At 40.8% G+C, this 26,958-nt stretch carries 24 protein-coding genes; 8 read left to right on the forward strand and 16 right to left on the reverse strand.

The window, feature by feature from the left end; all coding sequences use genetic code 11:
- Nucleotides 1–35: 35 nt before the first annotated feature.
- A complete protein-coding gene (gene yiiM, locus PZ638_RS00370; protein ID WP_110592749.1) occupies nucleotides 36–713 on the forward strand; it encodes a 6-hydroxyaminopurine reductase in 678 nt (225 codons plus the stop codon).
- 65 nt (nucleotides 714–778) lie between these two features.
- Here yiiM and PZ638_RS00375 read toward each other — a convergent pair whose 3' ends face one another.
- Both PZ638_RS00375 and PZ638_RS00380 read right to left on the reverse strand, forming a co-directional pair.
- Nucleotides 779–2,413: an ATP-binding cassette domain-containing protein gene (locus PZ638_RS00375; protein WP_275612170.1), complete on the reverse strand. Its 1,635-nt coding sequence runs from the start codon at nucleotides 2,411–2,413 to the stop codon at nucleotides 779–781.
- Entirely contained in the window at nucleotides 2,406–4,091 is a 1,686-nt protein-coding gene (locus PZ638_RS00380) for an ABC transporter ATP-binding protein (RefSeq protein ID WP_206277634.1), read from the reverse strand. Before PZ638_RS00380 ends, PZ638_RS00375 begins: the two co-directional genes overlap by 8 nt.
- Nucleotides 4,092–4,278: 187 nt before the next feature.
- Here PZ638_RS00380 and PZ638_RS00385 point away from each other — a divergent pair, with 187 nt between their 5' ends.
- A complete protein-coding gene (locus tag PZ638_RS00385) occupies nucleotides 4,279–5,184 on the forward strand; it encodes a LysR substrate-binding domain-containing protein (protein ID WP_094962891.1) in 906 nt (301 codons plus the stop codon).
- Between the two features lie 44 nt (nucleotides 5,185–5,228).
- Here PZ638_RS00385 and PZ638_RS00390 read toward each other — a convergent pair whose 3' ends face one another.
- Nucleotides 5,229–6,104 carry a pirin family protein gene (locus PZ638_RS00390; protein WP_206277633.1) on the reverse strand — a complete coding sequence of 292 codons (876 nt, stop codon included), beginning with the start codon at nucleotides 6,102–6,104 and terminating at the stop codon, nucleotides 5,229–5,231.
- Nucleotides 6,105–6,370: 266 nt separating this feature from the next.
- On the opposite strand from PZ638_RS00390, the gene PZ638_RS00395 reads away from it, so the two are divergent.
- Nucleotides 6,371–7,048 carry a hydrolase gene (locus PZ638_RS00395; protein ID WP_004906617.1) on the forward strand — a complete coding sequence of 226 codons (678 nt, stop codon included), beginning with the start codon at nucleotides 6,371–6,373 and terminating at the stop codon, nucleotides 7,046–7,048.
- A gap of 95 nt (nucleotides 7,049–7,143) precedes the next feature.
- Here the strand turns inward: PZ638_RS00395 and trpS are convergent, their stop codons facing one another.
- The 11 genes from trpS to PZ638_RS00450 all read right to left on the reverse strand — a co-directional run bounded on the left by trpS (nucleotide 7,144) and on the right by PZ638_RS00450 (nucleotide 16,872).
- Entirely contained in the window at nucleotides 7,144–8,184 is a 1,041-nt protein-coding gene (gene trpS / locus PZ638_RS00400) for a tryptophan--tRNA ligase (protein ID WP_206277631.1), read from the reverse strand.
- A gap of 16 nt (nucleotides 8,185–8,200) precedes the next feature.
- Complete coding sequence (locus tag PZ638_RS00405) at nucleotides 8,201–8,893, reverse strand: phosphoglycolate phosphatase (protein ID WP_206277630.1); 693 nt, start codon at nucleotides 8,891–8,893, stop codon at nucleotides 8,201–8,203.
- The gene (gene rpe / locus PZ638_RS00410; protein WP_004263207.1) at nucleotides 8,890–9,564 is read right to left on the reverse strand and encodes a ribulose-phosphate 3-epimerase; all 675 of its coding nucleotides are present in this window, start codon (nucleotides 9,562–9,564) and stop codon (nucleotides 8,890–8,892) included. The genes PZ638_RS00405 and rpe overlap by 4 nt, the downstream gene beginning before the upstream one ends.
- Nucleotides 9,565–9,579: 15 nt before the next feature.
- A complete protein-coding gene (gene dam, locus PZ638_RS00415) occupies nucleotides 9,580–10,482 on the reverse strand; it encodes an adenine-specific DNA-methyltransferase (RefSeq protein ID WP_004263205.1) in 903 nt (300 codons plus the stop codon).
- An 82-nt stretch (nucleotides 10,483–10,564) separates the two neighbouring features.
- Complete coding sequence (locus tag PZ638_RS00420) at nucleotides 10,565–11,470, reverse strand: SPOR domain-containing protein (RefSeq protein WP_180312273.1); 906 nt, start codon at nucleotides 11,468–11,470, stop codon at nucleotides 10,565–10,567.
- Between the two features lie 261 nt (nucleotides 11,471–11,731).
- Entirely contained in the window at nucleotides 11,732–12,820 is a 1,089-nt protein-coding gene (gene aroB / locus PZ638_RS00425) for a 3-dehydroquinate synthase (RefSeq protein WP_004263201.1), read from the reverse strand.
- A 45-nt stretch (nucleotides 12,821–12,865) separates the two neighbouring features.
- Nucleotides 12,866–13,387, reverse strand: a complete 522-nt coding sequence (gene aroK, locus PZ638_RS00430; protein ID WP_004263200.1) for a shikimate kinase AroK — start codon at nucleotides 13,385–13,387, stop codon at nucleotides 12,866–12,868.
- A 507-nt stretch (nucleotides 13,388–13,894) separates the two neighbouring features.
- Nucleotides 13,895–14,959: a transporter gene (locus PZ638_RS00435; RefSeq protein WP_413242980.1), complete on the reverse strand. Its 1,065-nt coding sequence runs from the start codon at nucleotides 14,957–14,959 to the stop codon at nucleotides 13,895–13,897.
- Nucleotides 14,952–15,500: a hypothetical protein gene (locus tag PZ638_RS00440; protein WP_110592746.1), complete on the reverse strand. Its 549-nt coding sequence runs from the start codon at nucleotides 15,498–15,500 to the stop codon at nucleotides 14,952–14,954. Before PZ638_RS00440 ends, PZ638_RS00435 begins: the two co-directional genes overlap by 8 nt.
- Complete coding sequence (locus PZ638_RS00445) at nucleotides 15,493–16,038, reverse strand: PilN domain-containing protein (protein ID WP_004263186.1); 546 nt, start codon at nucleotides 16,036–16,038, stop codon at nucleotides 15,493–15,495. Before PZ638_RS00445 ends, PZ638_RS00440 begins: the two co-directional genes overlap by 8 nt.
- A 3-nt stretch (nucleotides 16,039–16,041) precedes the next feature.
- On the reverse strand, nucleotides 16,042–16,872 hold the full coding sequence (locus PZ638_RS00450; protein ID WP_036958620.1) for a type IV pilus biogenesis protein PilM: 831 nt from the start codon (nucleotides 16,870–16,872) through the stop codon (nucleotides 16,042–16,044).
- Nucleotides 16,873–16,988: 116 nt separating this feature from the next.
- Here PZ638_RS00450 and mrcA point away from each other — a divergent pair, with 116 nt between their 5' ends.
- Nucleotides 16,989–19,505 (forward strand): peptidoglycan glycosyltransferase/peptidoglycan DD-transpeptidase MrcA, encoded by a 2,517-nt coding sequence (mrcA, locus tag PZ638_RS00455; protein WP_180312274.1) that lies wholly within the window; start codon nucleotides 16,989–16,991, stop codon nucleotides 19,503–19,505.
- A 156-nt stretch (nucleotides 19,506–19,661) separates the two neighbouring features.
- On the opposite strand, the gene nudE is transcribed toward mrcA, so the two are convergent.
- Nucleotides 19,662–20,213 (reverse strand): ADP compounds hydrolase NudE, encoded by a 552-nt coding sequence (gene nudE, locus PZ638_RS00460; protein WP_094962884.1) that lies wholly within the window; start codon nucleotides 20,211–20,213, stop codon nucleotides 19,662–19,664.
- Between the two features lie 325 nt (nucleotides 20,214–20,538).
- Here nudE and PZ638_RS00465 point away from each other — a divergent pair, with 325 nt between their 5' ends.
- The 4 genes from PZ638_RS00465 (at nucleotide 20,539) to pckA (ending at nucleotide 25,842) form a co-directional block, all read left to right on the forward strand.
- Nucleotides 20,539–22,632 carry an IgaA/UmoB family intracellular growth attenuator gene (locus PZ638_RS00465; protein ID WP_004263171.1) on the forward strand — a complete coding sequence of 698 codons (2,094 nt, stop codon included), beginning with the start codon at nucleotides 20,539–20,541 and terminating at the stop codon, nucleotides 22,630–22,632.
- A gap of 64 nt (nucleotides 22,633–22,696) precedes the next feature.
- Entirely contained in the window at nucleotides 22,697–23,107 is a 411-nt protein-coding gene (gene hslR / locus PZ638_RS00470) for a ribosome-associated heat shock protein Hsp15 (RefSeq protein ID WP_004263168.1), read from the forward strand.
- Between the two features lie 39 nt (nucleotides 23,108–23,146).
- Nucleotides 23,147–24,019, forward strand: coding sequence for an Hsp33 family molecular chaperone HslO (gene hslO, locus PZ638_RS00475; protein ID WP_004263166.1), 873 nt, complete (start codon nucleotides 23,147–23,149; stop codon nucleotides 24,017–24,019).
- Between the two features lie 203 nt (nucleotides 24,020–24,222).
- Nucleotides 24,223–25,842 carry a phosphoenolpyruvate carboxykinase (ATP) gene (pckA, locus tag PZ638_RS00480; RefSeq protein ID WP_004263163.1) on the forward strand — a complete coding sequence of 540 codons (1,620 nt, stop codon included), beginning with the start codon at nucleotides 24,223–24,225 and terminating at the stop codon, nucleotides 25,840–25,842.
- Nucleotides 25,843–25,909: 67 nt separating this feature from the next.
- On the opposite strand, the gene PZ638_RS00485 is transcribed toward pckA, so the two are convergent.
- Entirely contained in the window at nucleotides 25,910–26,608 is a 699-nt protein-coding gene (locus PZ638_RS00485) for a pirin family protein (protein ID WP_206277579.1), read from the reverse strand.
- Between the last annotated feature and the right edge of the window lie 350 nt (nucleotides 26,609–26,958).

The raw sequence follows: 26,958 nt of genomic DNA on the forward strand, positions 1-26,958 counted from the left end.
TTTCATCCTATGTGAGTATTAAGGTGTGATCTTGCATGAAAGTATCTCCCCAAGTTTTTATCGGTAAAGTCCAAGCAACCCAGTTTTGTGGGCACAGCGCTATTCACAAGCAAGCTGCCGATGGGTTATTGATGTTAGGGCAATTGGGACTTGATGGCGATGAACAAGCTGAAAAACGCTTCCATGGCGGGCCTGATAGAGCACTTTGCCATTATCCTCGTGAACATTATGATTTCTGGGTAAATGCGTATCCTGATTTAGCCGATTTATTTGTTGCCTCTGCATTTGGGGAAAATATATCAACATTGGGTATGAGTGAAGAAAATGTATTTATTGGGGATATTTTTGCATGGGGTGATGCGCGTATTCAGGTCACTCAGCCTCGTTCCCCTTGTTATAAGCTCAATGGGTTAACGGGAATTGAAAATTTTGCACAAATGATGCAAGACAATGGGCGCTGTGGTTGGTTGTACCGTGTCATTAAAACAGGCAATGTTAGTGAAAATACGCCATTAACCTTATTAAGCCGCAATAGTGATATTTCAGTACAAGAAGCGATTATGATTGCATTTCACGCCCCTTATGATGAAGAGCTGTATCAGCGGCTTTTAAGTGCTGCAGGGTTATCCGCAAGTTGGAGCTTAACCATGCAGAACCGTTTAGATAACCACCGAATTGAAGAGTTTAAGCACCGGTTGTTTGGTAAGCGTTAATATAAAGCGATGTGCTTATGGCAAAGAGAGTATTTGGCCATAAGCACTTGCTAGCAATATAACGCCTAAGTCTTAGGCATTTGTTGTATAAACTGTTGGTACCACGGTATATTCGCCATTAATTCGAGATGTGTTCCCTGGGCAATAATTTTTCCTTTCTCCATATACACAACATGGTCTGCTTGGCGAGCGAGATTAGGCTGGTGGGTGACGATGATACGTGTTTGTTGTTTTGCTTGAGTAATAAGGTCAATCACGGAGGCTGTATTGATATTATCAAGGCTTGCCGTTGGTTCATCCATTAAAATGATATTAGGATGCTGTAGAATCAGCCTTGCAATACACAGCCGTTGTCTTTGTCCTCCAGAAAGTAACATACCACCGGCACCTACCTCTTTTTCTAAGAACGTATGATTGGCAGTGAAATTAAGTTGTATCAGTAATGCACTGATTGCCCGGTCATCAATATTATCATCATCAAGTACCAAATTTTGGCGTACGCTACCGCTAAATAAACGGCTATCTTGCAGTAAGACTCCCCGGCGAGCACACAACACCTCTTGTGATAGGTTTTTAATATTTTTATTACCGTAGTTCACACTGCCATGTGTTGGGTCTTGTAAGCGGGTGAGTAAGCCTAATAATGTACTTTTTCCTGCTCCTGATGGACCTACAATGACGGTAATTGTATGTTCTTTAAAGTTAAGGTTTATATTTTGTAAAATGCGTTTTTTATTATCACTGTAAAATGATAACTGTTCACAGCTAACGCTATCGATAGTGGGTGTTAATGAACGATAAGGAAAGTTCAACACGGGGGCCTTCAAGGCTTTTTCGATTTGTTGAATTGCTTTTTTCATTTGCCTAATTGATTGGTCTAAATGAGAAAGTAACCACATAGGCTCAATTAAACGAGCTAATAAAACTAACCCGGCTAGCCACATGTTTAGTGGCATCTTTGCATGATCAACTAAATAAATTCCGAATCCAAAGAGCGTAATAAACGCGGTTTGTACCATTAATGAAAATAATAAGTGAAATGGCAAGCTTCTTCGTTGTAGTTGTCTCTGAGTTTGATATTGGGATGCTAAGGCAAGTTTAGGATGCAGGTGCTCATAGTGAGTACTTGAACGACGAATCAATGGCTGGTGGAGAGCATATTGGTTGAGTGCACTCATTGCTTGTTGTTCTGACTCATGAACTGCTCGTTCGAAAAAAGCAATTTTGCTGGCAGACAAGCGTAAAGAAATTAATAACAAAAAGAGTATAAACAGTAAAATAGCGCCAAATGTACTTTGATAGATTAAAACCCCGATCACGATAGTACAAGGTGTAATTAACCCACTAATAATAGGATGCAACAAATGTGCAGGTACAGACATAACCTGTGATACCGGCCCTGAAATTAGTTGGTTGCTGTTTGATATGGGTTGTAATGAAAGAGGTAGATGGTGAATAAGTGCCGTAGCAAGATAGCGCATCACTAACCCCCCAGCAAAATAGCCTTTTTGAGTGGCTATAAATGTTACGGCTAATGTCGTTAAAATAGAAAGAGCGAATAATGTTAATGGCATTGTGGTATCAAGGTGCCAATCTAAAATAACAACAAATAAAAATAACCCGCTAATTCCCTCTAAAACAGCGCTTAGCGTCATCCAAAATATAGCATTACGTACGGTGTACAATAAGCGTTTAAGCACAGTTATCCTCCAAGGCACGTAAAAGTTTCTGATAGGGTTCTGAATGTATTGAAAGGTATTGATGCGAGCCTTGTGCGATTAATTTTCCGTTGTCTAACAATAATATGCGGTCTGCTAGATTCAAACCGCTTAAGTCATGGGTAATTAATACACAGGTTCGCGGCTCGGAGTGTAATAAATTGAGAACCCGTTGTGCATTTTGTGGGTCAAGCGCTGATGTTGGTTCATCAAGCAGCAATAAAGGCGCTGACGATAGGAGTGCACGCGCAATTGCGAGGCGTTGAGCTTCTCCACCGGATAACACCATATCTCGCCCTATTACGGCATCTAGCCCTTTAGGCTGTTGTTTTACAATCGATAATAAGTTTAGTTCATTAAGATAACGGTACATATTATCTTCAGTGGTGTTGGGGGCAAATAGCTGTAGATTTTCACGGATAGAACAAGGAAAAGGAGGGGAGTTTTGCATGACGATGGAAACTGTACGGTTCAAACTTGTCAATGATAGAGATGGTAATGGCGCTGAGTTAAAGAGCACATTTCCTTCAGTTGGGTCTAAATAGCGCGCCATAAGCTGTAATAAAGTACTTTTCCCTGCACCAGATGCCCCGACAATAGCGATAAATTCGTTAGGCTCTACGGTGATATTAATATTTGATAATATTGGATTATCACCTATTTTAACGTCAACTTGGACAAGTTTGAGCTCACCTTGGGATGGGATAACGTCCTTTTCTCCGTAATGCATGTCTGGTTCAGTTAGAAACTGGCGAATACGTTCTGATGCGCTGACGGCAAGGTTTAAGGCGTCTGCGCCATGCCCCATTGCAGCAACCGGTGCGGCGATACTGCTGATTAATAGAATGAACAAAATGATTTGATCGAGAGGCGCGGGCGCTGGCAGCAATGAGACCCCAAAAATAACCCATAATGACAGCAATGTGCTGCTGATACCGACTTGGGTCAGTGAGCTCAAGGCACCTATTTTTCTTATCCATCGTTTAAAGGCGATTTCAAATTGATATAGAGCTTGTGATGCTTTCTTTTGAATGGATTGATTAGGATATTGCCTTGCTTGCAGCGGGTTATCTGCGAGTTCGGCGTATTGTTGATATAGAGAGCCCATTGCTTGGTTACGTGCGGTGTATAGCGCCTGATAACGCACAGAACGCATTTGTCTAAATAAAAAAACAGAGACAATTAACGGTATTAAGCAAAAAACGGTGAGTAGGGCATTTTGCCATAATAGAATGAGAGTTGCTGTTGTGGGGAGGATAATCAATTTTGTAATATCAGCGGGGGCATGAGCGGTTAATTGATGTAACCCTCGCACATCGCGATCTGCAATTTGTAAAAAGCCGTCTCTACCATGTTGGGCAAAGTGGTTTAATGGAAGTTTTTCTACTTTATTCAGAAGTTGTAGTCTGACTTGATGGCAGAGATGGTTATCCGTTTGATGTGTTAAATACAGAGCAAGAGTTTGGCAAATTAGCCAACTTACACCACCGGTACAAGCAATAATAACCCACTCATAATATTGATGAACGGGAGCAACTGCAACTTGGCTAATTGCTATTAATGGAATGAGTGAACAGAGGCCTGCAATAGCTTGTAAAATAAGTGCAAATAATAATGTGAAACGATAGGGGTGAAGTAATTCCCTGAGTGCGCGGTACATGCGAAACCTCCAATAGCGAATCTGTCACTTTAATTTATTTCGCTTTGTTATCGTGAATTAGTTGTTTTGCTCACCAGACTATTTGTTTTGTTTGCAGGCCTTAAGTGGCAGTATTCATTTTTAAAGCGCTTTTTTAGGGTTTTTAGTAAGATGGTGATATTGCGATTGGGAATGTTGGGAGGATGAGATGCAATATGATTTAAATGATCTCTACTATTTTGTGAAAGTTGTCGAATATGGTGGGTTTTCACAAGCGGGTTTGGCTCTAGGGATCCCTAAATCTAAATTAAGTCGTCGCATTGCAGACTTAGAAAAAAATCTTAATGTTTCATTGATTTACCGTTCTACCCGCCAGTTTCATGTCACGGAAGTGGGACAAGTTTTTTATCAGCAGTGTAAAAATGTAGTTGATGAAGCTGAAGTTGCTCACGAATTGATTTGTTCCGTTCAGTCACATCCTAAAGGAACGATCAAACTATCCTGCCCAGTTGCACTATTACAAGTATATCTCAATGAATTACTTGTAGATTTTATGATGAAATACCCTGATATCGATATCCAAATCTTAGCGGTTAACCGCCCTGTTGATGTTATTAGTGAAGGGTTGGATTTAGCTATTCGCGTGCGTTCATTGCCCTTAGATGATTCAGGCTTAATGATGAAAGTACTAGGGTATTCACGGCGTATATTAGTGGCTAGCCCACAATTATTCGCAGAGCAGGGTGAACTCATAGAACCAGAAAAGCTGGTGGATTACCCGATGTTAGCGAATACAGAGCATTCACAAAATTACACGTTAACCCTCAAAAACAGTGACGACCTTAGCTTTACACAGCATTTTACCCCTAAGTTAGCGACAACAGATATCTTAACGTTATACCGCGCGGCACTAAAAGGTGTCGGGATCGCAAGGCTACCTTATGGTGTGGTAGAAAAAGACATTGAATCAGGGAATTTGATAGAGGTATTACCGCAATGGCAGTTTCCTGAAGATATCATTCATGCAGTATATCCATCACGTAAAGGGTTGTTGCCGTCAATCCAATTACTGTTAAATTATTTAGCAGATAATATTTCGCCGTCAGTGAAATAAATTTCCCCGATAGCGCATTAGGCTATCAGGGAAATATTCGTTATTTATTGTGTTTCAGGAATGCGGCCAAATTTCCCACTGTTGAAATCATTTATGGCTTCATTGATTTCTTGAACAGTATTCATCACAAAGGGGCCGTAGCCAACAACTGGCTCATTAATGGGATCACCACTGAGTAACAGCACTAAGGCATCTTCTGTGGCTTCTAACAGAATATTGCTGTCTGTATCGTCGAGGATCATCAGTTCCCCTTCGTTTAAAGCAGAACGGCCATCAACAAATATTGAACCACGTAGCATGACTAAACCGACATGGCGTCCCGCTTTAGTTGGGATACCCACAGTTTTACCTTTGTTAAGCTGCAAATCCCATACATCCAATGGACTAAAGGTTTGTGCTGCACCCTTATTGCCCAAATAGTCACCGGCAATCACTCGCAATGTACCTGCATCATTGGGTAATGCGACTTTTGGCATGCTTTGGCTTTCTAACAGTTGGTAGCCGGGGGCCGCTGATTTGTCTTTTGCTGGCAAATTGACCCACAGTTGCACCATATCAAGTGTGCCACCTTTTTTCATAAAGGCATCAGACTGATACTCTTGATGCAAAATACCCGATGCTGCAGTCATCCACTGAACATCACCTGGGCCTATCACACCACCTTCACCCGTAGAGTCATGGTGGGCGACTTCGCCATCATACACAATCGTGACTGTTTCAAACCCACGGTGTGGGTGCTCTCCAACGCCTCTGTTTGTTGAATTTGAGCTTGGGAAATCAAAAGGCCCCGCTCTGTCGAGCAAAAGGAATGGGTTGAGGTATTTCCCATGATCGTTATAGCTAAACATTGAACGGACAGGGAAGCCGTCTCCTACCCAATGGCTACGAGGAGATTGATAGATACCAATAATTTTTTTCATGGTTTTGCTCCTAAAATTGTTTTGATGACTGAATAATAAAGGAGCAAATCATTTGGCAGTAGTGGCAAAAATAGGTTTCATTGTTGCAGTGATAGAACAATAAAATAAAGTCTAATTATTCTATTTATAGAACAGTGTTTATCAAAAACTGGACTACTCAGCTTTAAATCGATGAATTAATCTAAATAACACGAAAACGGAGCGGATATCGTTCTATTTTTAAATCAAAAATAGGTTTCATATTTTATCGATTGAGAGGTTTCATCATGAGTAGCCCAGCTAATTTTAATGGTCAACGTCCTGCTATTAACCCAGAAGATGCGGTGATGTTATTAATCGATCACCAGAGTGGTTTATTTCAAACTGTAGGTGATATGCCAATGACGGAATTACGTGCTCGCGCCGCTGTTCTGGCTAAAATGGCTTCCCTAGCTAAAATTCCAGTAATAACAACTGCTTCTGTACCTCAAGGCCCAAATGGCCCGTTGATACCAGAAATTCATCAAAATGCACCACATGCACAATATATTGCACGCCGCGGTGAAATTAATGCATGGGATAACCCAGAGTTTGTGGCGGCCGTGAAAGCAACAGGTAAAAAGCAACTGATTATTGCTGGAACTATTACCAGTGTTTGTATGGCGTTCCCTGCAATTAGTGCGGTGATGGATGGCTACCAAGTATTTGTGGTGATTGACGCCTCAGGCACTTACAGCAAAATGGCGCAAGAAATTACCTTAGCGCGTGTCGTTCAAGCGGGTGTCGTTCCAATGGATACTGCTGCTGTTGCTTCAGAATTGCAAGGGACTTGGAACCGCGAAGATGCTGCGGAGTGGGCAATGGCTTACACGCAAATTTTCCCTGCCTATCAATTATTAATTGAAAGCTACAGCAAGGCGCAAGATGTTCTGAAAAATAATGAACAATTAGATTCAGAGCGTTAAGGTGAAATAAACAGCATCAATGAATTAATTGGTGAAAATTGATTAGAGTAAAAATGGGGAAAAACCCCATTTTTACTGAGTTAATACAATGATTGTTACTGAGGGCGTTTAACAAAACCAATAGCTTCGTAAACTTTATCTAACGTTTCTTGTGCGCGAGCAGCGGCTTTGGTTGCGCCTTCATCCATAATTTGGTTGAGCAGCGCTTCGTTATTACGGAATTCATGATAACGAGTTTGAAGTGTGGTTAACATACCGGAAACGGCTTCAGCCACAGCGCCTTTAAGATGACCATACATTTGCCCTTCAAATTCGGTTTCAAGTTCTGCAATTTTTTTGCCAGTTACGCCTGACATAATATCTAATAAATTAGAAACACCCGGCTTATTTTCTAAATCATAACGAATACGCGGTGGCTCTTCAGAGTCAGTCATTGCACGTTTGATTTTTTTCACGACAGATTTCGGGTCTTCTAATAAGGCGATAACGTTGTTACGGTTATCATCGGACTTAGACATTTTCTTGGTTGGATCTTGCAGAGCCATAACACGGGCACCACCACCAGTCGGAATGAATGGATCGGGTACAGTGAAAATATCACCATAAATGGCATTGAAGCGTTGAGCAATATCACGGCTCAATTCAAGGTGTTGTTTCTGGTCAATACCAACAGGTACTTGATTCGTTTGATAAATCAAAATATCTGCTGCCATTAGTACTGGGTAATCAAAGAGTCCCGCATTGATATTTTCTGCGTGACGGGCAGATTTATCTTTAAACTGAGTCATACGGCTCAACTCACCGAAATAGGTGTAGCAGTTAAGCGCCCAGCTCAGTTGAGCGTGTTGTGGTACGTGTGACTGCACAAAAATGGTGCTTTTTTTCGGGTCAATACCACATGCTAAATAGAGCGCAAGTGTATCGAGGGTTCTTTTACGCAGTTCAACAGGGTCTTGGCGAACGGTGATGGCGTGCTGGTCAACGATACAGTAAATGCAGTCGTAGTCATCTTGCATTTGTACCCACTGACGTAATGCACCCATGTAGTTACCGATGGTTAATTCACCGGAAGGCTGTGCGCCGCTGAATACGATTGGTTTTTGGGGTTGCTTTAATTTTTCAGTGGGAGTGCTCATTTAGTTATGTCCTTGCTTATTTTATTTCAGATAACCCGATTGCAGGTAATAAATCAGAAAAATGTGTTAATACACAGTTCGGTTCACTCAGTGCAATAGATTCACCATAGTTATAACCGTAGGTCAGACCGACACACGGGCATTCAGCGCTTTTCGCTGCAATAATATCATTACGAGAATCGCCGACAAAAAGCAATTCTTCTTTACGTAAACCGAATGTTCCCATCGTTAGGTAGAGGGGAGCAGGATGCGGTTTTAAAGCTTTGACGTCATCGCTACCCAAGACTAGAGAAAAGTAGTGTTCAATACCTAATTTCTTTAATAATGGCGCAATAAATGGGGTCGCTTTATTAGTAACAATCCCCATAGGTAAGTCATGTTTTGCTAATTGCTCTAAAGTGTCTTTTACTTCAGGAAACAGTTGGCTGCCTGTTGTGACGGACGTTGCATAGAATTTATCAAAACTGGCTCGAGCTTTTTTTTGTCGCTCAGGTGTGATTTCGGCACCCGCCCATGAAAGTGCGCGTTCAACTAACACATCAACACCATTACCTACCCAAATAGAAACGCGTTCTTTACCTGCAGGGGCAAAATTAAATTCTTTGAGCATGTTGTCGATGGCTTCAGCTAAGCCAGCTGCACTATCTACGAGTGTGCCGTCTAAATCGAAAGCGATCGCTTTGATATTCTCTAATACTACTTCAGTCATTGAGATACCTTTTGTAATTCGTTACGCATCGCGTCGATGACGGTTTTATAGTCCGGTTGGTCGAAAATAGCAGAACCCGCAACGAAGGTATCGGCACCTGCCGCTGCAATCTCTGCGATATTATTCACTTTGACACCGCCGTCGACTTCCAAACGAATATCATAGCCACTTTCATCAATTAATTTACGGACTTGGCGCAATTTATTGAGTGTTTGTGGGATAAACGATTGGCCTCCAAAACCTGGGTTCACAGACATGAGTAGGATCATATCAACTTTATCCATGACGTAATCAAGGTAGCTAAGTGGTGTTGCTGGGTTAAATACTAACCCCGCGGTACAGCCATGTTCGCGAATTAACTGTAGTGAGCGGTCAACATGTTCGCTGGCTTCAGGATGGAAACTAATATGGGTTGCACCGGCCTTAGCAAAATCTGGGATAATGCGGTCAACTGGCTTCACCATTAAATGAACATCGATAGGTGCAGTAATTCCGTAGTCTCGCAGTGCTTTACATATAGGTGCGCCAAACGTTAAGTTGGGTACGTAGTGGTTGTCCATAACGTCAAAATGCACAATATCGGCACCAGCTGCAAGAACATTGGCGGTATCTTCGCCTAAACGTGCAAAGTCAGCAGATAAAATAGATGGGGCAATGAGAAAGTTTTTCATTATTGTCTCCGATTATTAATCGTTATCTGAGAGCCATTCATCGCTAGGTACAAGGCGCTGCGTTTTTTTCTTATCCGTTTTTCTAGGAGAAAGGCTATTAGGTATACCCGGATATAATGCCAGTAACTCATTGACTTTTGTCCGGTTTAATATATTTCTACTAATGGTGCGACGTACTTTTACAATATGCAATTGAGCTTGATAATACCACTCTCTCGTCATCGGGGTATCATGATTTGAGATCAAGACAGGAATTTTACTTTCTGTTGATAACTTTTGAGCCAAAATAGCTAAGTTTTGTTGTTCGAGCGAATTAAAGGCATTCGTGTGATACGCCGTGAAGTTAGCTGTATCTGATAAAGGTGCATATGGTGGGTCACAGTAGACAACAGACCCCTCTTTTGCGTTGAGCAAAGTTTCACCATAATGCTGAGTCATAAACGTGGCATTTTGTGATTTTTCAGCAAACCACAGTAATTCTTCTTTAGGAAAATAGGGCTTTTTATAGCGGCCAAAAGGAACGTTAAATTCACCACGAGAATTATAGCGGCATAACCCATTATAGCAGTGGCGGTTTAAGTATAAAAAAAGGACACTGCGTTTCTCAGTATCGGTCGATTGGTTAAAGGCTTCACGCATTAAATAATATTGTTCGGAAGTATTATATTCAGGTGTGAAGATTTGCTGGGCTTCTTCAATAAAAGCATCAGCGCGGTCTTTAACCGTATTGTAAAGGTTGATGAGGTCACTGTTGATATCTGCCAGTATGTATGAATCATAACTGGTGTTTAAAAACACTGACCCAGCACCAACAAAAGGCTCAATTAAGCAATCACCTTGTGGAAGGTGTTTTTTGATTTCTTCCACAAGGGGGTATTTACCCCCAGCCCATTTTAAAAAAGCGCGTTTTTTTTTCATGCCGTCTTATTATTACAATCGTTTAGAGTAACTGCATTTATACTCTGTCAGGACAACATAATGCGCCCGGGGAAAAACGTTGTTATTTTTGATCCTGTTTGACTTGTTTCATATTTCTAACCCACGGTTTTTTCGCTTGTACTGCAGCAGGTAAGGTCCCTATTGCATTTTTTGCGTCGGTCACTGAACTATAATTTCCGTGAATAAGAACATACCAAGTTTGCCCATTACGTATGGTTTTATAAACTTTGTAATTGGCCAATTTGTTTTCTTTTGCGAAAGCTTCCAGTGTATCAGAGCGGCTTGCACTGCTGAGTTGCAATGTGTAGCTACCTGCTGGTGCAGACATGATATTGCTACCTTGGCTACTTGCCGTTGATTTTGCTGGCTGTTTAGTTTGCACAGGATGTTTTGGCTCAACGGGTTTTACAGGTGTTTTTTCTGGCGTTACTGGTTTGACTACGGGTTGTTGTTCCACAGGTTTAACGGTTGGTGGCGTTAACGGTGTCGTATTTTGTGGCTGGCTAGTGCCTGGCACAGAAACTTGGCCTTGGTTTAAGGCATCAACTACATCGCCAGGTATTTCGATTCGCTCACCCAGACCATTTGGTTGAGTTTGAGGTTCGCCTTGGGTTGGCGTTGGCGTAATTTGTGAACCAGTGATTTCTTGCGGTTGCCCTGATAGCGTTTGACCTTGTGAATTTGTCAACGATGAGGAACCCGATAAATCGATATTCTGTGAATTATTGGTACCCGTTGTTTGTTGCTTTTCATGCTCTGTAGGGGCTTTCAGCGCTGAGCTGATAGCAATAATGAGCAGCAATAAGACCAGTACACCCACACCAATCATAATATGTTGACGTGAAAGTGCAATTTTAGGTTTTGCAGCAGATGATGATTGGCGTGAGCGCCCTGTCGGTCTATCTGATGTATCAGGCCTAAGATCATTTTGACCTTGAGGCTGGTTATCTGGTTTAAATTCGTCCATTTTCCTCTCCCGAATAAAATTTGCCTATAGTAGAGATAAAATGTCTCTTATCAGTACAACCTCTAACGACCAAGCAGGATATCGCTGCTTATTTAAAGCATATATCCTTTCGTAATACCACGCTAGCCAAAGTGGTATTGATAATACGCTTTTTCAGAGTTTCGTATATAGGCGTAGGCATACCGTATAATTTAACGACTTTAGTGAACATCTACCAGTAACATTTTAAAACGCCAGTAAAAATTCAGCTTTTTCTTCGTTTTATGACATACAGGATGATATTGCCGCAATGACAGTCTGCGTATCAACATCTGAACGCATTTCCGAATGGCCGATAGTGGTAGGCAAAATTAAATGCAGTTTTCCACCCATCACTTTTTTATCTCGCATCATATGTGGGAGATAATCATCGGGCTTCATTTGTGAAGGGCCTTTGACGGGAAGTGATGCACGCTCTAAAAGTGTGACCACCCGCTGAGTTTGTTCAGGAGTAAATTGACCAAGTAATTCTGCTGTTTTTGCTGCCATAACCATGCCAGCCGCGACAGCTTCACCATGTAACCAGACGCCATAGCCCATATGCGCTTCGATAGCATGACCAAAGGTATGGCCTAAGTTCAATAATGCACGTAACCCACTGGTTTCTTTTTCATCCGCAGCAACCACTTGTGCTTTTAGTTCACAACAACGGCGAATACAGTAAGCCATCGCTTGGTCATCAAGAGAGACGAGGGCATCAATATTCTCTTCTAGCCAGCTAAAAAATTCACTATCGAGGATAATGCCATATTTAATGACTTCTGCTAAGCCGGAGGCAAGTTCTCTTGGTGGGAGAGTTTTTAAGCAGTTGAGATCAACCACAACAGAAGCGGGCTGATAAAATGCGCCGATCATATTTTTCCCTAGTGGGTGATTGACGGCGGTTTTACCACCGACAGAAGAGTCCACTTGAGATAATAAGGTCGTAGGTACTTGAATAAAACGTACTCCACGCTGATAGCTTGCTGCTGCGAAACCTGTTAGGTCACCAATGACGCCCCCACCAAGAGCGATGAGGGTGGTGTCACGGTTATGGTGTTTTTCAAGTAATGCGGTAAATACATCATTCATAATGAATAATGATTTGTATTGTTCACCATCCGGTAGAATGATGGTATCAACTTTTACGCCTGAAGTTTCAAGGGCATTCTTTATCTTATCGAGATAAATAGGGGCAAGAGTTTCATTTGTCACGATCATTGCTCGTTGACCCGCAGTTAATGGCTCAAATGCCCCCGTTTGTTGATATAAGCCGGGTGCAATATTGATTGGATAACTACGTTCGCCTAGAGTGACGGTGACTTTTTCCATCTTGCTTTACCTTGAGTTCATTTTTGAAAATAACACCATGAACAATTAGTTTTTTTCTAATAGTTCAATGATTTGGTTGGCAACAACTTTTGCACTTTGCTCATCAGTATGAATGGTAATATCAGCAATTTCTTCATACATAGGATTACGTTCGTCAGCCAGTTTCTCAAGAACCTCACGTGCGGGTTCGTCAACTTGTAGCAGTGGACGTTTTTTGTCACGTTGTGTACGAGATAATTGTTTCTCAATGGTGGTCTCAAGATAAACAACGACACCGCGAGCGGATAGGCGATTACGGGTCTCTTTGGACTTAACAGAGCCACCACCTGTTGCTAATACAATGCCTTGTTTCTCTGTAAGCTCATTGATGATTTTTTCTTCGCGATCGCGAAAGCCTTCTTCACCTTCAAGGTCGAATACCCAGCCTACATCTGCGCCAGTGCGTTTTTCTATCTCGTGATCAGAGTCGAAAAACTCCATATTAAGCTGTTGAGCCAACTGACGGCCAATAGTACTTTTGCCAGCACCCATTGGTCCAACCAGAAAGATATTGCGTTTCTCTGCCATGTTTTTTGGTATTACTACGATTATTCGTTAATGATTACCCGCCCCGCCAATCAGATTAGCGGCGGGACCTAAACTGAAACCTCATAAGTGATGATGTGAGATCAGATAAGAAAATTATCTCAATACATCAACCTGAATTGCAACTATATAAATATGGCACTAAGCAAGCAAAGTGCCATATTTAAAATTACAGGTTTCGATACTTGAGCCGTCTATGTTGTCTAATGCCTTGTTTATCATGCTTTTTAACAGTTTCTAGCTATTGGTATCAGCAAGTTATTTCTGTTAAGAATAGAGCAACATTAATTGTGGCTGTTTTATAAGCGACTGACAGCTTGTTCTTTAATCTACGGATAGTTAGAACACTCAATGGATAACCTTGTATGCTAAAACGACGCCAGCGTCAAATTTATCCGGTAGGTTTATGCCATAAAAAATATTTTTTTTTGTCATCTTTGACTTATTGTGTATTCAACTATTTGAAGTATATGCGTTATTTTTTCCATGTTAAATATTGATAAGTTTTGGTGTTATAAAAACAATAAGGACACGCTTATCTGTATGCTCTGCCGTATTTGTGAATAATGTACCTAGAAAAGGGATATGAGATAAAAAGGGTAAGCCCATCTCTGTTTTTTCTTGTTTTTGCTGAAAAATTCCCCCAAGGATAAGGGTTTCATTATTTTTGATGGTTACGGTTGTTGCGATTTCTTGTTTATTGATGGCTAAGTGATGATGTTGGCTGCTAGTGAGAGCAGTATCGGGTGAGTTATGACTAATTTTAAGGTTTAATTCAATTTTTTCATCACGCACAATCGAGGGGGTAACATCCATACCCAGAACGGCATCTTTAAATTGTACGTGTGTTTTCTTGTCATTACTGGTGACATAGGGGATCTCTGTACCTTGCTGAATACTTGCGGGTTGTTGATGCGAAGCAACTAAACGAGGACTCGCAATAATAGAAAGCAGATTTTCTTTTTCTAATGCTTTCAGTTTCATTTCAAGTAAACCATCACCAAGACTAAGAACATTGAAGGCAAATTGTCCTGATATTGAAGAGTAACGATTGTAGCGATATAAGTGATTAGCGTTTAGATTTCCACCTGCCATCATTCCCCATTCTAAGCCCAACTCCTGTAATGCAGTTCGGCTGCTACTAATGATATGTGCAGTGATCTGTACTTGTTTATTTGGCTTATCTTGATGTTTTATCCATTCATCAATCAGTGCTAATCGATCTGGATCCTCTTTAATAATGAGGCTGTTTGTCGTGATATCGTGATGGATAGAGGCATTTTTTGATAATAACGAAGTATCTGGATGTTCTAATAGATGACGAACCTCTTGGACATTGGTTGAGATTAATTTAAATATTTTTTGGGTTAATGATGTTTTACTTGGCGTTACCTGCGCTACTGCTGTTTCCGGGGTAGGCTGGTTTTCTGTTACTAAGGGAGGTATCAGTGGTGCAAAGGGATCTCTAACCTCTTCGGCAGAGATTAAAAATGAAGATAAAAAGAAGAGTCCCCCAGCAATCAGCATGAGGATGTTAGTTCGTGAGCTATTCATTGCGGTTTTCATCCTTGATAGCGAGAGTGTCGTTGAACAATGAAAATGAGATGGAGGTGATGATAATTCCTTGTTTTAAATATATTTTTATGTCATGAAAATGCCATCTCTGGGTTTGAGGAAGGGTAAGAAGCTGTTCTATAACGTGATAAATAGGAATGAAGTGACCTTGGAACTCCATAAAATAGGTATTGGTATCTGTTGGTTGCAATTGATTAAGTGTCACAGATGAATGTGAGAGCAAGGTATTTAACTGTGTCAGTAATTCAAGAGGCGCTTCTTTAATATCAACGGATTGCTTTAGTGATTGAGCTTGTTTTTCAAGTTGTTGTAACGAAGGTGAGTGATAGAGAGCTTTCTTTTCTCTTGTAATTGCTTCAATTAAATTCAGGTTCTCAATGGTTAATTCCATGATCTGATTTTGATTTTTTTTCCAGTATAAAAAATACCCCGCAGTGATACAAAGCACAATTAAGAACCAAACAGGTAGGGTTTGTTGCCAAAATGGGCGATACCAAAAAGAATGTATGGACTCATTCATCGAGCACTCCTTGATATTTGGCTGTGAGGTGTAAACGGTTTAATTGATTCACTCGGCTGATTTTTTTCAATTGAATATCACTCAAACCTGGGTGATTTTTAAGCTGTAAGCCAAGCGAATTGATATCTTGAAAATCATAACTGTTAGCTTTGATCTCTATTTTGTTATTCATTAACTGTAGATTTGTTAGCCAACTTTTGGGTGGAGTTAGAGTTGGAAGGTTTTGTAGTAACTTAAGTAAAAATTGGTTATTTACTATGATGCTATCTATCTTTCTTTTTTTGCTCATTAAGCTATTAATCTGTGTTTGTTGAGTCGCGATTTGCAATACTAATTGTTGTATCTGTTCATATTGTAGTTGGTTATTGTGCTTTCTATTTTTTAGGTCTTTCATTTCAATTTGTTGAAAAATAAATAAAAAAACACACGCTATAATCACTGAGCAGCAAACCACAGAACAAAAGAGTAAAAACTCTCGTATCTTCTTTTTTATTTGCTGTTGGCGCCAAGGGAGAAAGTTAACTTGGTATATTTCCATCAATTAAATATCTCCATGACGTAAAGCAAGACCGGCAGCAATCACAAAATCCCCCAGTAACTGTGGTAATTTAATATTATGCTGTTGAAAAGCTTGGCGTAATTCCCAGTGGTGAGCTACCTCATCAGTACGAGAAATCTGTTCATGATCTGTAATGAGGTAAATAGGTGAGGCTTTTTCTTGATCAATAAAGGGCAGCAAGTGGGAAAGTGTCGGTATATCGGTATCTTGTAAATGGTTATAATTAGCTGGTTGGCTAATTGGCCCTGACCAAAGCCATTCACCTTGTCGATAATGAATAACCCAGCATTCATCGGGTAAACCCGCGTTTCTTGCCACATAACGTAAAGCTATGGGGGCGACATCAATAGCAAGCAGATTGAACCCGCTTTCTGTAAATAGATTTTGCCAAAAAGTAATATCTGACTGGCGGGCCCCATTAAAATAAACCTGTTGTTTGATGACGCGATAGTCGATAACCAGCTCTTGGGCGTGCATAGAAAAACGTTTTTCAGCTTGAGATTGTAAATACCACCCTAATTCTGGTTGTGGCAATTTGATTTCACTGGGTAATGAAATTTGTTGTTTTATTGTACGGACAGCGGGTAATGCGAAGGATACGGAACACTTTTTAGGTAATTTCTGACGCCATTGTAATAAAATATTCAGTAAAATTTGATATTGTTCATGGCTAGAATTATCAGTTAGCTCGAATGGTAATTGTTGTTGCCAACATTCACATAAATGCCAGTATTGTCTGCGCCGCTTTGCAGCGACTAGCTGTATTCTATCTCGATAGAGGTCGATCCCAATGTTCCATTTTGATGTATACATAGTTAATTTCCTTATCATTAACAAATAAATTACGATTTCTATTGTGCTGTATAAGCTTTATACTGTGTGTTAGTGATATCTAAACCCTCTTGTTAGCCGAGCATGGGAATTTTCCGGTGAAGTTCGTAAAATATTTTTTTATTCTTGTTTTCTGTTGCATTTTTTTTGGAACCGCCTCGATTTATGGCATGTATAAATATGTGGAAGGTGAGTTACCTGATGTAGCAACAATGAAAGACATTCGTCTGCAAATTCCAATGCAGGTATACAGTGCGGATAACGAATTGATTGCCCAATATGGGGAAAAGCGTCGTATTCCTTTACCTCTGGCAGAAATTCCTCCTTTAATGATCAAAGCGTTTATCGCCACTGAAGATAGCCGTTTTTATGAGCACCATGGGATTGACCCTATTGGTATTTTCCGTGCGGTTACCGTAATGGCGTCTTCTGGCCATGCATCTCAAGGGGCCAGTACAATCACTCAGCAGCTCGCGAGAAATTTTTATTTAAGCCCTGAAAAAACCCTCATGCGTAAAGCTAAAGAGGCATTTTTGGCTATTCGCATTGAGCAGCTTTTTACTAAAGATGAAATTATGGAGTTGTACCTGAATAAAATTTATTTAGGTAACCGTGCTTATGGCGTCGGAGCAGCTGCGTACGTTTATTTTGGTAAGACAGTGGATGAGTTGACGCTTAGTGAAATTGCGATGATTGCAGGTTTACCAAAAGCACCTTCTACATTTAACCCTCTGTACTCTTATGACCGTGCGGTAAGTCGTCGTAATGTGGTTCTTTCTCGCATGTTTGAGGAGAAATACATTACTCAAGACCAGTATGAACAAGCAAAAAATGAAAAAATAGTTGCTTCGTATCATGCGCCGAAAATTGATTTTTCTGCGCCGTATTTAGCCGAAATGGCGCGTCAAACCTTGTTTGATAAATATGGTGAAGATGCGTATACCGATGGGTATAAAGTCTACACTACGGTGATCCGTAAAGATCAGGAAGCTGCAACAACCGCAGTCCGTAATAATTTGATCGACTACGATACTCGCCACGGTTATCGCGGCCCTGCCGAGGTTTTATGGAAACAGAATGAAACGGCTTGGACAGCAGAGCAGATTGTCGAAAAATTGAAAAAAATGCCGGTTTATGGGCCTTTAATGCCTGCTGTTGTGACATCTGCAACAGCTTCAGAAGCGCAAGTGATGTTAGCTGATGGTTCGCAAATTCCTATTACAATGACCGGTGTGCGTTGGGCGCGTAAATTTATTTCAGATACTCAACAAGGTGCCGCGCCAAGAGCTGTAAATGCAGTCATGCAAGTGGGTGAGCAAATTTGGGTTCGAAAAGTTAAAGATAACTGGTGGTTAGGGCAAGTACCTGATGCGAATGCGGCATTTGTTGCTTTAAATCCAAATGATGGGGCGATTATTGCGCTAGTAGGTGGGTTTGACTTCAATATGAGTGAGTTTAACCGAGTCACCCAATCATTACGCCAAGTTGGTTCGAATATTAAACCTTTCCTATATACAGCGGCAATGGATAAAGGCCTGACATTATCATCATTACTTAATGATGTACCAATTAGCCGTTGGGATGCAGGTGCAGGTTCTGATTGGCGTCCTAAGAATTCACCTCCTCGCTATGATGGGCCTATTCGTTTACGTCAAGGTTTAGGCCAATCAAAAAACGTTGTGATGGTTCGTGCGATGAGAGCCATGGGGGTGGATTATGCGGCTGATTATCTGACTCGCTTTGGTTTTCCAGCGGAAAATATTAACCGCACTGAGGCGTTAGCGCTAGGTGCGCCATCATTCACACCAATGCAAATGGTTCGTGGATATGCTGTCATGTCCAATGGTGGGTATTTGATTGACCCATACTACATTTCGAAGATCGAAAATCATAATGATGAGGTTATTTTCGAAGCCAACCCTAAAATAGCATGCCCTGATTGCACGAATATTCCGGTAATTTATGGTGATACGGAACGCACTATTGTGAGCAAAGGTATTGATGATGAGTCTACCGAAGAAGTGACACAATCAGGCGATAATACCGTCATAAAAGAGCCAACAATGGAATTAACGACGGCAGCTAACTTAGACGGGAACTCTGGTGACCAATATGCACCTCATGTAATTAATACCCCACTTGCATTCTTAATTAGGGATGCGATGATGACCAATATTTATGGCGAGCCTGGTTGGTCAGGTACAGGTTGGCGTGCAGCGAGAGATTTAGGTGGTCGCCGTGATATTGGTGGGAAAACAGGGACAACTAACAGCTCTAAGGATGCTTGGTTCTCTGGCTATGGCCCAGATGTTGTTGCTTCTGCATGGATTGGTTTCGATGATAATAGGCGAACATTAGGTCGTGGTGAAGCTGGGGCCAAAAGTGCACAACCCATGTGGAACGACTTTATGAAGTCTATTTTAGCAGGGGTACCAGTGAAAACAATGAAGCCGCCTAAAGGTGTTATTTCGGTCTCCATTGATAGCAGAACAGGTAAATTAGGTTCCTCCCGTCGTGAGTATTTTATTGAAGGAACTGAACCGAAAGAACATGCGGTACAAGAGGTAGGTACGACAATTTCTACGGAAGGCGGGGCCAGCCAAGAGCTATTTTAAAATTATTGTTGGTTAAATACCTATAATTAGCACCCCATTGTTGGTTTAAAACATGGGGTGTTTTCTATAGAGACGTTTAATATATCAGTAGGTTATATACCTATATTAATGATTAGTTATAGAAATAACATACAGCAGATGTAATGTTAAGTGTTATTACCTAACACTTTTTAGGTAACGTTCTAGATAGAAAAGTGCGCTAATATTCCGAGCTTCGTTGAAATCAGGGTGTTCCAGTAATTCCATCATTCGAGATATTGGCCATAGCTCTTGTTGTAGAGGTTCAGGCTCATCTCCTTTGAGTTTTTCCCTGTATAAGTCTTGAGCGATAAGAATATTCATTTTACTTGAAAAGTATGATGGCGACATCGTCAGTTTGGCGAGCTGAACCATGTGATTAGCGCCATAGCCAATTTCTTCTTTGAGTTCACGCTGGGCTGCTTCAATGGCAATTTCACCGGGGTCGATAGCACCTTTGGGAAAGCCTAATTCATAGCTTTCAATCCCGACAGCGTATTCGCGAATGAGGATGAGGTTATCACCCATGATAGGAACAATAAGAACCGCTTCGCGTTTTGCGGGCCGCATTCTTTCATAGACTCGTTTTTCACCATTACTAAATTCGAGGTCAACTGATTGAATGCTGAATAATTTTGATTGAGCAACATCTTGAATATTCAAGATTTTAGGTTTTTTTAACTCTGTCATAACGATTTCCGAACAGGATGAGTGAAATCTATTGCTAAAAGCATATTTCATTGATTTACGAGACGCGTTTTACCTAGCACTGCCCGTATTTCGAAATCATCATACAACTATGACCTATATCAAAATAAAATGATAGATATTATCGAGTAGATAAAATGCTGTTAGTATAATTGACTCAAACAAATAATACGGGTAAACAAATAAAACATTTTTTACAACGTGTTGTAATTTAAAATAAAAACTACAAATAGAATAGGAATCGGCTTATTTTTAGGAAGTGTGAGGGCTGATATGCTTTTCTTATTCATTTTTCATTGGGGAAACAATGCTGAACCATGTCATTATAACGGCTATAATTGTTATTAGCCTGACTATAATGGCTTCCTTCCTATATTTTAGGCGGGGGCGGCATTCTGGCGTCTATCAAATACCTTCTGTAGCGTCACCATCATTTAGGAAAATGATTGATTCAGATTACCAAACCATCTCCCAGTATTTAAATTATTGCGCTGCTATATCAACAAATACATCTCAGCATCCATGGCAAATCAAAAAAAACTCAATCATAGCGACAGTTTGCCATTCATTGACACGTTTTAACTTACGCCAAGAGCAAGGAAATAGTTGGCGCTATTTTATTGATACAATTGAGGTTCAGCTCCCTTCACAGCTTGAGCCTTTTTTGCAACGCCAAAATGTTATGGAAATAGTGGAAACAGACCACTTGCCGTTAATTATTTCAATGAATAGCCATTCGCTGAAAGATTTCAGTAGTGAATGGCAAACGGGTATGCCTATCGATTCAACATGGCCTGATGCGGCAATTCAAGAACGTGGCCAGCATAGTATTGAGCGATTGAAAGTTCGTAAAGAGACGAATGAAGAACATCGGCTACACCATTCTACAGGTTGGCTTGGTGCTGCGATTATCTGCCTGAGTTTTTTATTTGGTTATTTAACCCTTGTTTCGATTCCTTTATTACAGGAATCAGGATTAGTGATCACAACGATTACGTTTATTATTGGGTTACTTATTCTCTTTCGTTCTAGGATGTTTCCCCGACAATATCAAGATATTCAATGCATTCATGGCCAACCAAAGCGCTGGGAACTCTATGGCGAACTGGATAAAAAATATTCCACCAATACGTCTATTGCTGGTATTGACTTGCACTACCCTAATCATTGGACGAATTATTTAAAATACGAAGAAAACCAAGCTGTAAATATTGATTTTTATACGACGGGTGAGGTGGTCAGGCACGGTAAGTATCTTTCTTTGCATGAAGAAGAGCGCTATTACCCGTACAAACGGTTCAAAAAGAATGTATTGATGTTAGTTGGGGCTTTATTAACGATGGCCCTGATATTTGCATATCAACCGATAGATTTGCCAATAAAACTGGGTTTTGCGTGGCTAGGTGGCACAGAGAAAATCAAGGCTGAGAGTCCTAATGAGCTCGCTTCCCGTCAGCTCAAAGTTGGGGATACATTAGTTGCCCAAGGAAAAGGGATGTGTTACCGATCACCGAATTTGAATAAAGAAAACCAAGCTCAATTTGTGCCGTTTGATTGCTCTGGTATTTATTGGAATGATGTTAGTTTACAGACTGAACCTCAATCAGAGGTTGTTGAACACTCAATATCATTGCTTGATACCGTCAAAAGCCAATTGCATCCAGATAAAAACTCGACAGGAGTTAACCCAAGATTACAGCGGGATATTATGAAATCAGGGATGAATATTATCTTTGATTTTTCGGCTATCATCATGGGGACAGAACAACTGTGCCATAATTCTGATAACTGCCTAAAATTAAAAAATGCACTGACTAACCTAGGGAGTACAGATGATTGGCCTTCTTTAGTAAAGAAAGCGTCTACGGGAAAACTAAAAGGGGCTCATGTTTTATTGCGTGCTGGTAGCGCTGAGGCCTTGGAAAACATCGTGGAAGACACCATATATGATTTTATCAGGACAGAAATAGATAGAGAAGTGCGCAAAATTAATAGTCCGCCTCCTGGTGGTGTTTTATTAATTAGTGATGAAAACAAGCCTTTAGTTGATTCGATACAGGGAGCTTCTTTTAATGAGCTATCGCCATTACAGCGTTGGCAAGAGTTGCAAAGGTTATCAAATCTTCTGATCAATACACCGTTCAATATTGAAGGTGTCATTACGGATTTATCAGTAGATGCCAATGGGACATTGCAAATTGTGTTGCATGAAGAACCCAATGAAAAAGTGGTATCTCAGTATATATGTAGTGCGCTTTTTATCCTATTTTTGTTGGTGTGTGCGTTGTTAAATGGTTCGTTGATTGTGCTACGTGTTTTGAATAATAAGAAGCGTTTGCGTAATATCACAGAATATTATGATAAATGCTTTGAGGCTAATCCCCCTTCCTATCGTCGATAGCATCATCCCGGAAGTAGAGGGAGCCTCTTCTTAGTTTGATTCAGACTTATGTTGAGGAGGCCCCATGAATCAATCCATTATAGAACCTGTTCGCCTTGATAAGTGGCTGTGGGCTGCGCGATTTTATAAAACGCGTGCGGTCGCCCGTGAAATGATTGAAGGCGGCAAAGTCCATTACAATGGGCAAAGAACTAAGCCAGGGAAAATTGTTGAGCTGCATGGAATCGTTAAGCTTCGGCAAGGTAATGATGAACGAACGGTTGAAATCATGCAAATCAGTAGCCAGCGCAAAGGTGCACCGGAAGCTCAGTTGCTGTACTGTGAAACGATAGAAAGTATTAATCAACGCGAGAAAATGGCACAAGCGCGTAAGATGAATGCACTGACGATGCCACATCCAGAGCGACGCCCGGATAAGAAAGAACGGCGTACCCTGTTAAAGTTTAAACAAACAAATTCTCATGAGTCGTCTTAATGACGGCCTGAGCAACAGCCCGAGCAATAGAGAGATATTATGGCAAACCAAGACTTACTCCACCGTTTTTTATTTGAACAACATTCTGTTCGTGGAGAAATGATCAGTGTTGATGAAACCTTTGAACATATTTTAGAAAACCATGACTACCCAACAGCGGTAAAAGGGTTGTTGGGTGAGTTACTTGTTGCTACCAGTTTATTGACGGCAACGTTGAAGTTCGATGGTGATATTACTGTGCAAATTCAAGGTGATGGGCCTGTTAATTTGGCGGTTATCAACGGTAATAATTTACAACAGATGCGTGGTGTTGCACGTGTAGATGGCCCAGTTGTGGCGGGTAGCACTCTCAAGCAAATGATTGGTAACGGTTTTATGGTTATTACCATCACACCGAACCAAGGTGAACGTTATCAAGGGATTGTGGCTATTGAAGGGGATTCTATCGAAGAAAGCATTGATGCCTATTTCCGCCAATCAGAGCAATTACCAACCCGTTTATTTATCCGTGTGGGTGAAGTAGATGGGAAACCAAGTGCAGGTGGTATGTTATTGCAAGTTTTGCCAGCAGCAAATGAAACAAGCCATGACTTTTTTGACCACTTAGTGCAACTGACTGCCACGATTAAAGGCCAAGAGCTGAGCACATTGGATGTGAAAGAGGTTTTACATCGTCTTTATCATGAAGAAGATGTCACTTTATATGACCCTCAATCTGTCGAGTTTCGTTGTACTTGTTCAAGGGAGCGTTGCGAAAGTACGTTAGCCACCTTACCTAAGGAAGATGTTATCGATATTTTGCACAAAGATGGGAAAATTGATATGGAATGTGAATTTTGTGGCTCACATTATGTATTTATTGAATCCGATCTTCAGGGGTTAAATAATGAGCTAAATCAGCAACTTCACTGATACGATTTAGCAACCTAATTATGTGACAAGGGTGCAATTCTGCACCTTTTTCTTATAATTTTAAAGCATTATTACGTGCTCTAAGTCTCATTATGAATTAAAAAAAATCATACATTTTCAATTCTTTGATAGCAATCGCTGTTAATTAGTCGTAAAGAATTATGATCATCCGCAGATTAGTTATGTTTACCAGGAGCAATATAATGAGCGCTAAAAGCATTACCCTGAAGGAACTTGAAAAGTACGGTATTCATGATGTAACTGAAGTGGTTTATAACCCAAGTTACGAGCTATTATTCACGGAAGAAACTAAGCCTGGACTTGAAGGTTATGAGCGTGGAACAGTAACCACTTTAGGAGCTGTTGCGGTTGATACAGGTATCTTTACTGGTCGTTCACCAAAAGATAAATATATTGTACGTGATGACGTGACTCGCGATACAGTTTGGTGGGCAGACCAAGGTAAAGGTAAAAATGACAACAAACCTATGTCACAAGAAGTTTGGGCGGATCTCAAACATTTAGTGACTGAACAACTGTCAGGTAAACGTTTGTTTATCATTGATGCATTCTGTGGTGCGAACGCTGACACTCGTCTAAAAGTACGTTTTATCACCGAAGTTGCATGGCAGGCGCATTTCGTTAAAAACATGTTCATTCGCCCATCTGATGAAGAATTAGTGGGTTTCGAACCTGATTTCATCGTCATGAATGGCGCAAAATGTACTAACCCGAATTGGAAAGCACAAGGTTTGAATTCAGAAAACTTTGTTGCGTTCAACTTAACCGAACGCATGCAACTGATCGGCGGCTCTTGGTATGGCGGCGAAATGAAGAAAGGTATGTTCTCTATGATGAACTACCTGCTGCCATTAAAAGGCATTGCATCTATGCACTGTTCTGCTAACGTCGGCGAAAAAGGTGATGTAGCCATTTTCTTTGGTTTATCTGGAACAGGTAAAACCACACTCTCTACCGATCCAAAACGTAAGTTAATTGGTGACGATGAACACGGTTGGGATGATGACGGCGTATTCAACTTTGAAGGTGGTTGCTACGCAAAAACTATCAACTTATCTAAAGAAGCTGAGCCAGACATCTATGGCGCTATCAAACGTGATGCGTTATTGGAAAACGTGATGGTGTTGGCAGATGGTTCAGTTGACTTCAATGATGGTTCAAAAACAGAAAACACCCGTGTTTCTTACCCAATCTACCACATTGAAAATATTGTAAAACCTGTTTCTAAAGCGGGTCATGCAACAAAAGTTATCTTCTTAACCGCAGATGCATTTGGTGTGTTACCTCCTGTTTCTCGTTTAACGCCTGAGCAAACGCAGTACCACTTCCTATCAGGTTTTACCGCGAAATTAGCAGGTACAGAGCGTGGTGTCACGGAACCAACTCCAACCTTCTCCGCTTGCTTTGGTGCGGCATTCTTATCACTGCATCCAACACAATACGCTGAAGTATTAGTTAAACGTATGGAAGCAGCGGGCGCGAAAGCTTACTTAGTGAATACAGGCTGGAACGGTACAGGTAAACGTATTTCCATCAAAGATACACGTGCCATCATTGACGCTATTTTAAGTGGTGACATCGAAAAAGCAGACATGATTAAACTGCCAGTGTTCGATTTAGAAATCCCAACAGCATTACCGGGTGTGGATACCAATATCCTTGACCCACGTAATACTTATGCAGACAAAGCACAGTGGGATGAAAAAGCGCAAGACTTAGCGGAACGTTTCGTGAACAACTTTGATAAGTACACGGACACCCCAGCAGGCGCTGCACTGGTGAAAGCAGGGCCAAAACTGTAATTGGTTTTGTGAATCAATAAATAATAAAGGCTCTACCAAAGTAGAGCCTTTTTTGTTGTGAAAATGATTATTCTGCTGATGGTAAGTCAAACAACAGGATTTCACTATCTTCACTCGCTTTGATGGAGAGTTCAGTTTCCTGCCAAATGGCTAAACCATCGCTGGTGGTTGCTTTTTGGCCATTCACTTCAACATTCCCTTTAACGAGCTGGATCCACACGACACGTTTATCAGCGATAGCATGGGTGTGTGTTTCATTAGCAGGTAATGCCCAGCGCCACAGTTCCATATTTTGATAAATTTTTAATGAGCCATCACGTGCATCCGGTGATAGCACCAATTGCTTGCCGTCTTTGGAGTCGAACCGTTTTTGCTCATAACGTGGCTCAATGCCTGTTCTTTCAGGAATGATCCAAATTTGGTACAGATGTAGCTCTTCTTCATTGCTTGGGTTGTACTCAGAGTGACGAATACCCGTACCCGCACTCATTATTTGAAATTCACCCGCAGGGATTTGCTCCATATTGCCCATGCTGTCTTTATGTTCCACAGTACCATTGAGCACGTAGGTTAATATTTCCATATCTTTATGGGGATGTGTTCCAAACCCTTGGCCAGCAGCAATAAAGTCTTCGTTAATCACTCTCAGCGCAGAAAAGCCCATAAATTGCTCATCATAGTAGCTAGAGAATGAAAAAGTATGCCAACTGTCGAGCCACCCATGATTTGCATGACCACGTTCGTTCGCTTTGCGTAAATAGATCATCGTGTTCTCTCCTGTACGGGTTTCAACCTTGGTTGAACTCGCTCTAAATGTATTGATGACAGTTTAACCAATTTATACACAGAGAAAAGTAGCTCCCATTAACCATAGGATCCAAAAAATTTGAATAAGATATAAGGTGATTGCAGAGAATGTGGTGTGAATAAAAAAATAGCCAGCGCAAGGCTGGCTAAAGTAAACACTGGAAGCAATGTGAGCAATGTCGTACTCCCTGCAAAGGGTGACTAAGTAACCCTGTTGAGGAAGTGATGATAATGATAATAGTTATCACTATCGTTTGTAAAGCATTATTTTTAACCAAAATAATATATCTTATAATTAAAACTGCAATT

This window comes from Providencia hangzhouensis (assembly GCF_029193595.2).
Lineage (GTDB): Bacteria > Pseudomonadota > Gammaproteobacteria > Enterobacterales > Enterobacteriaceae > Providencia > Providencia hangzhouensis.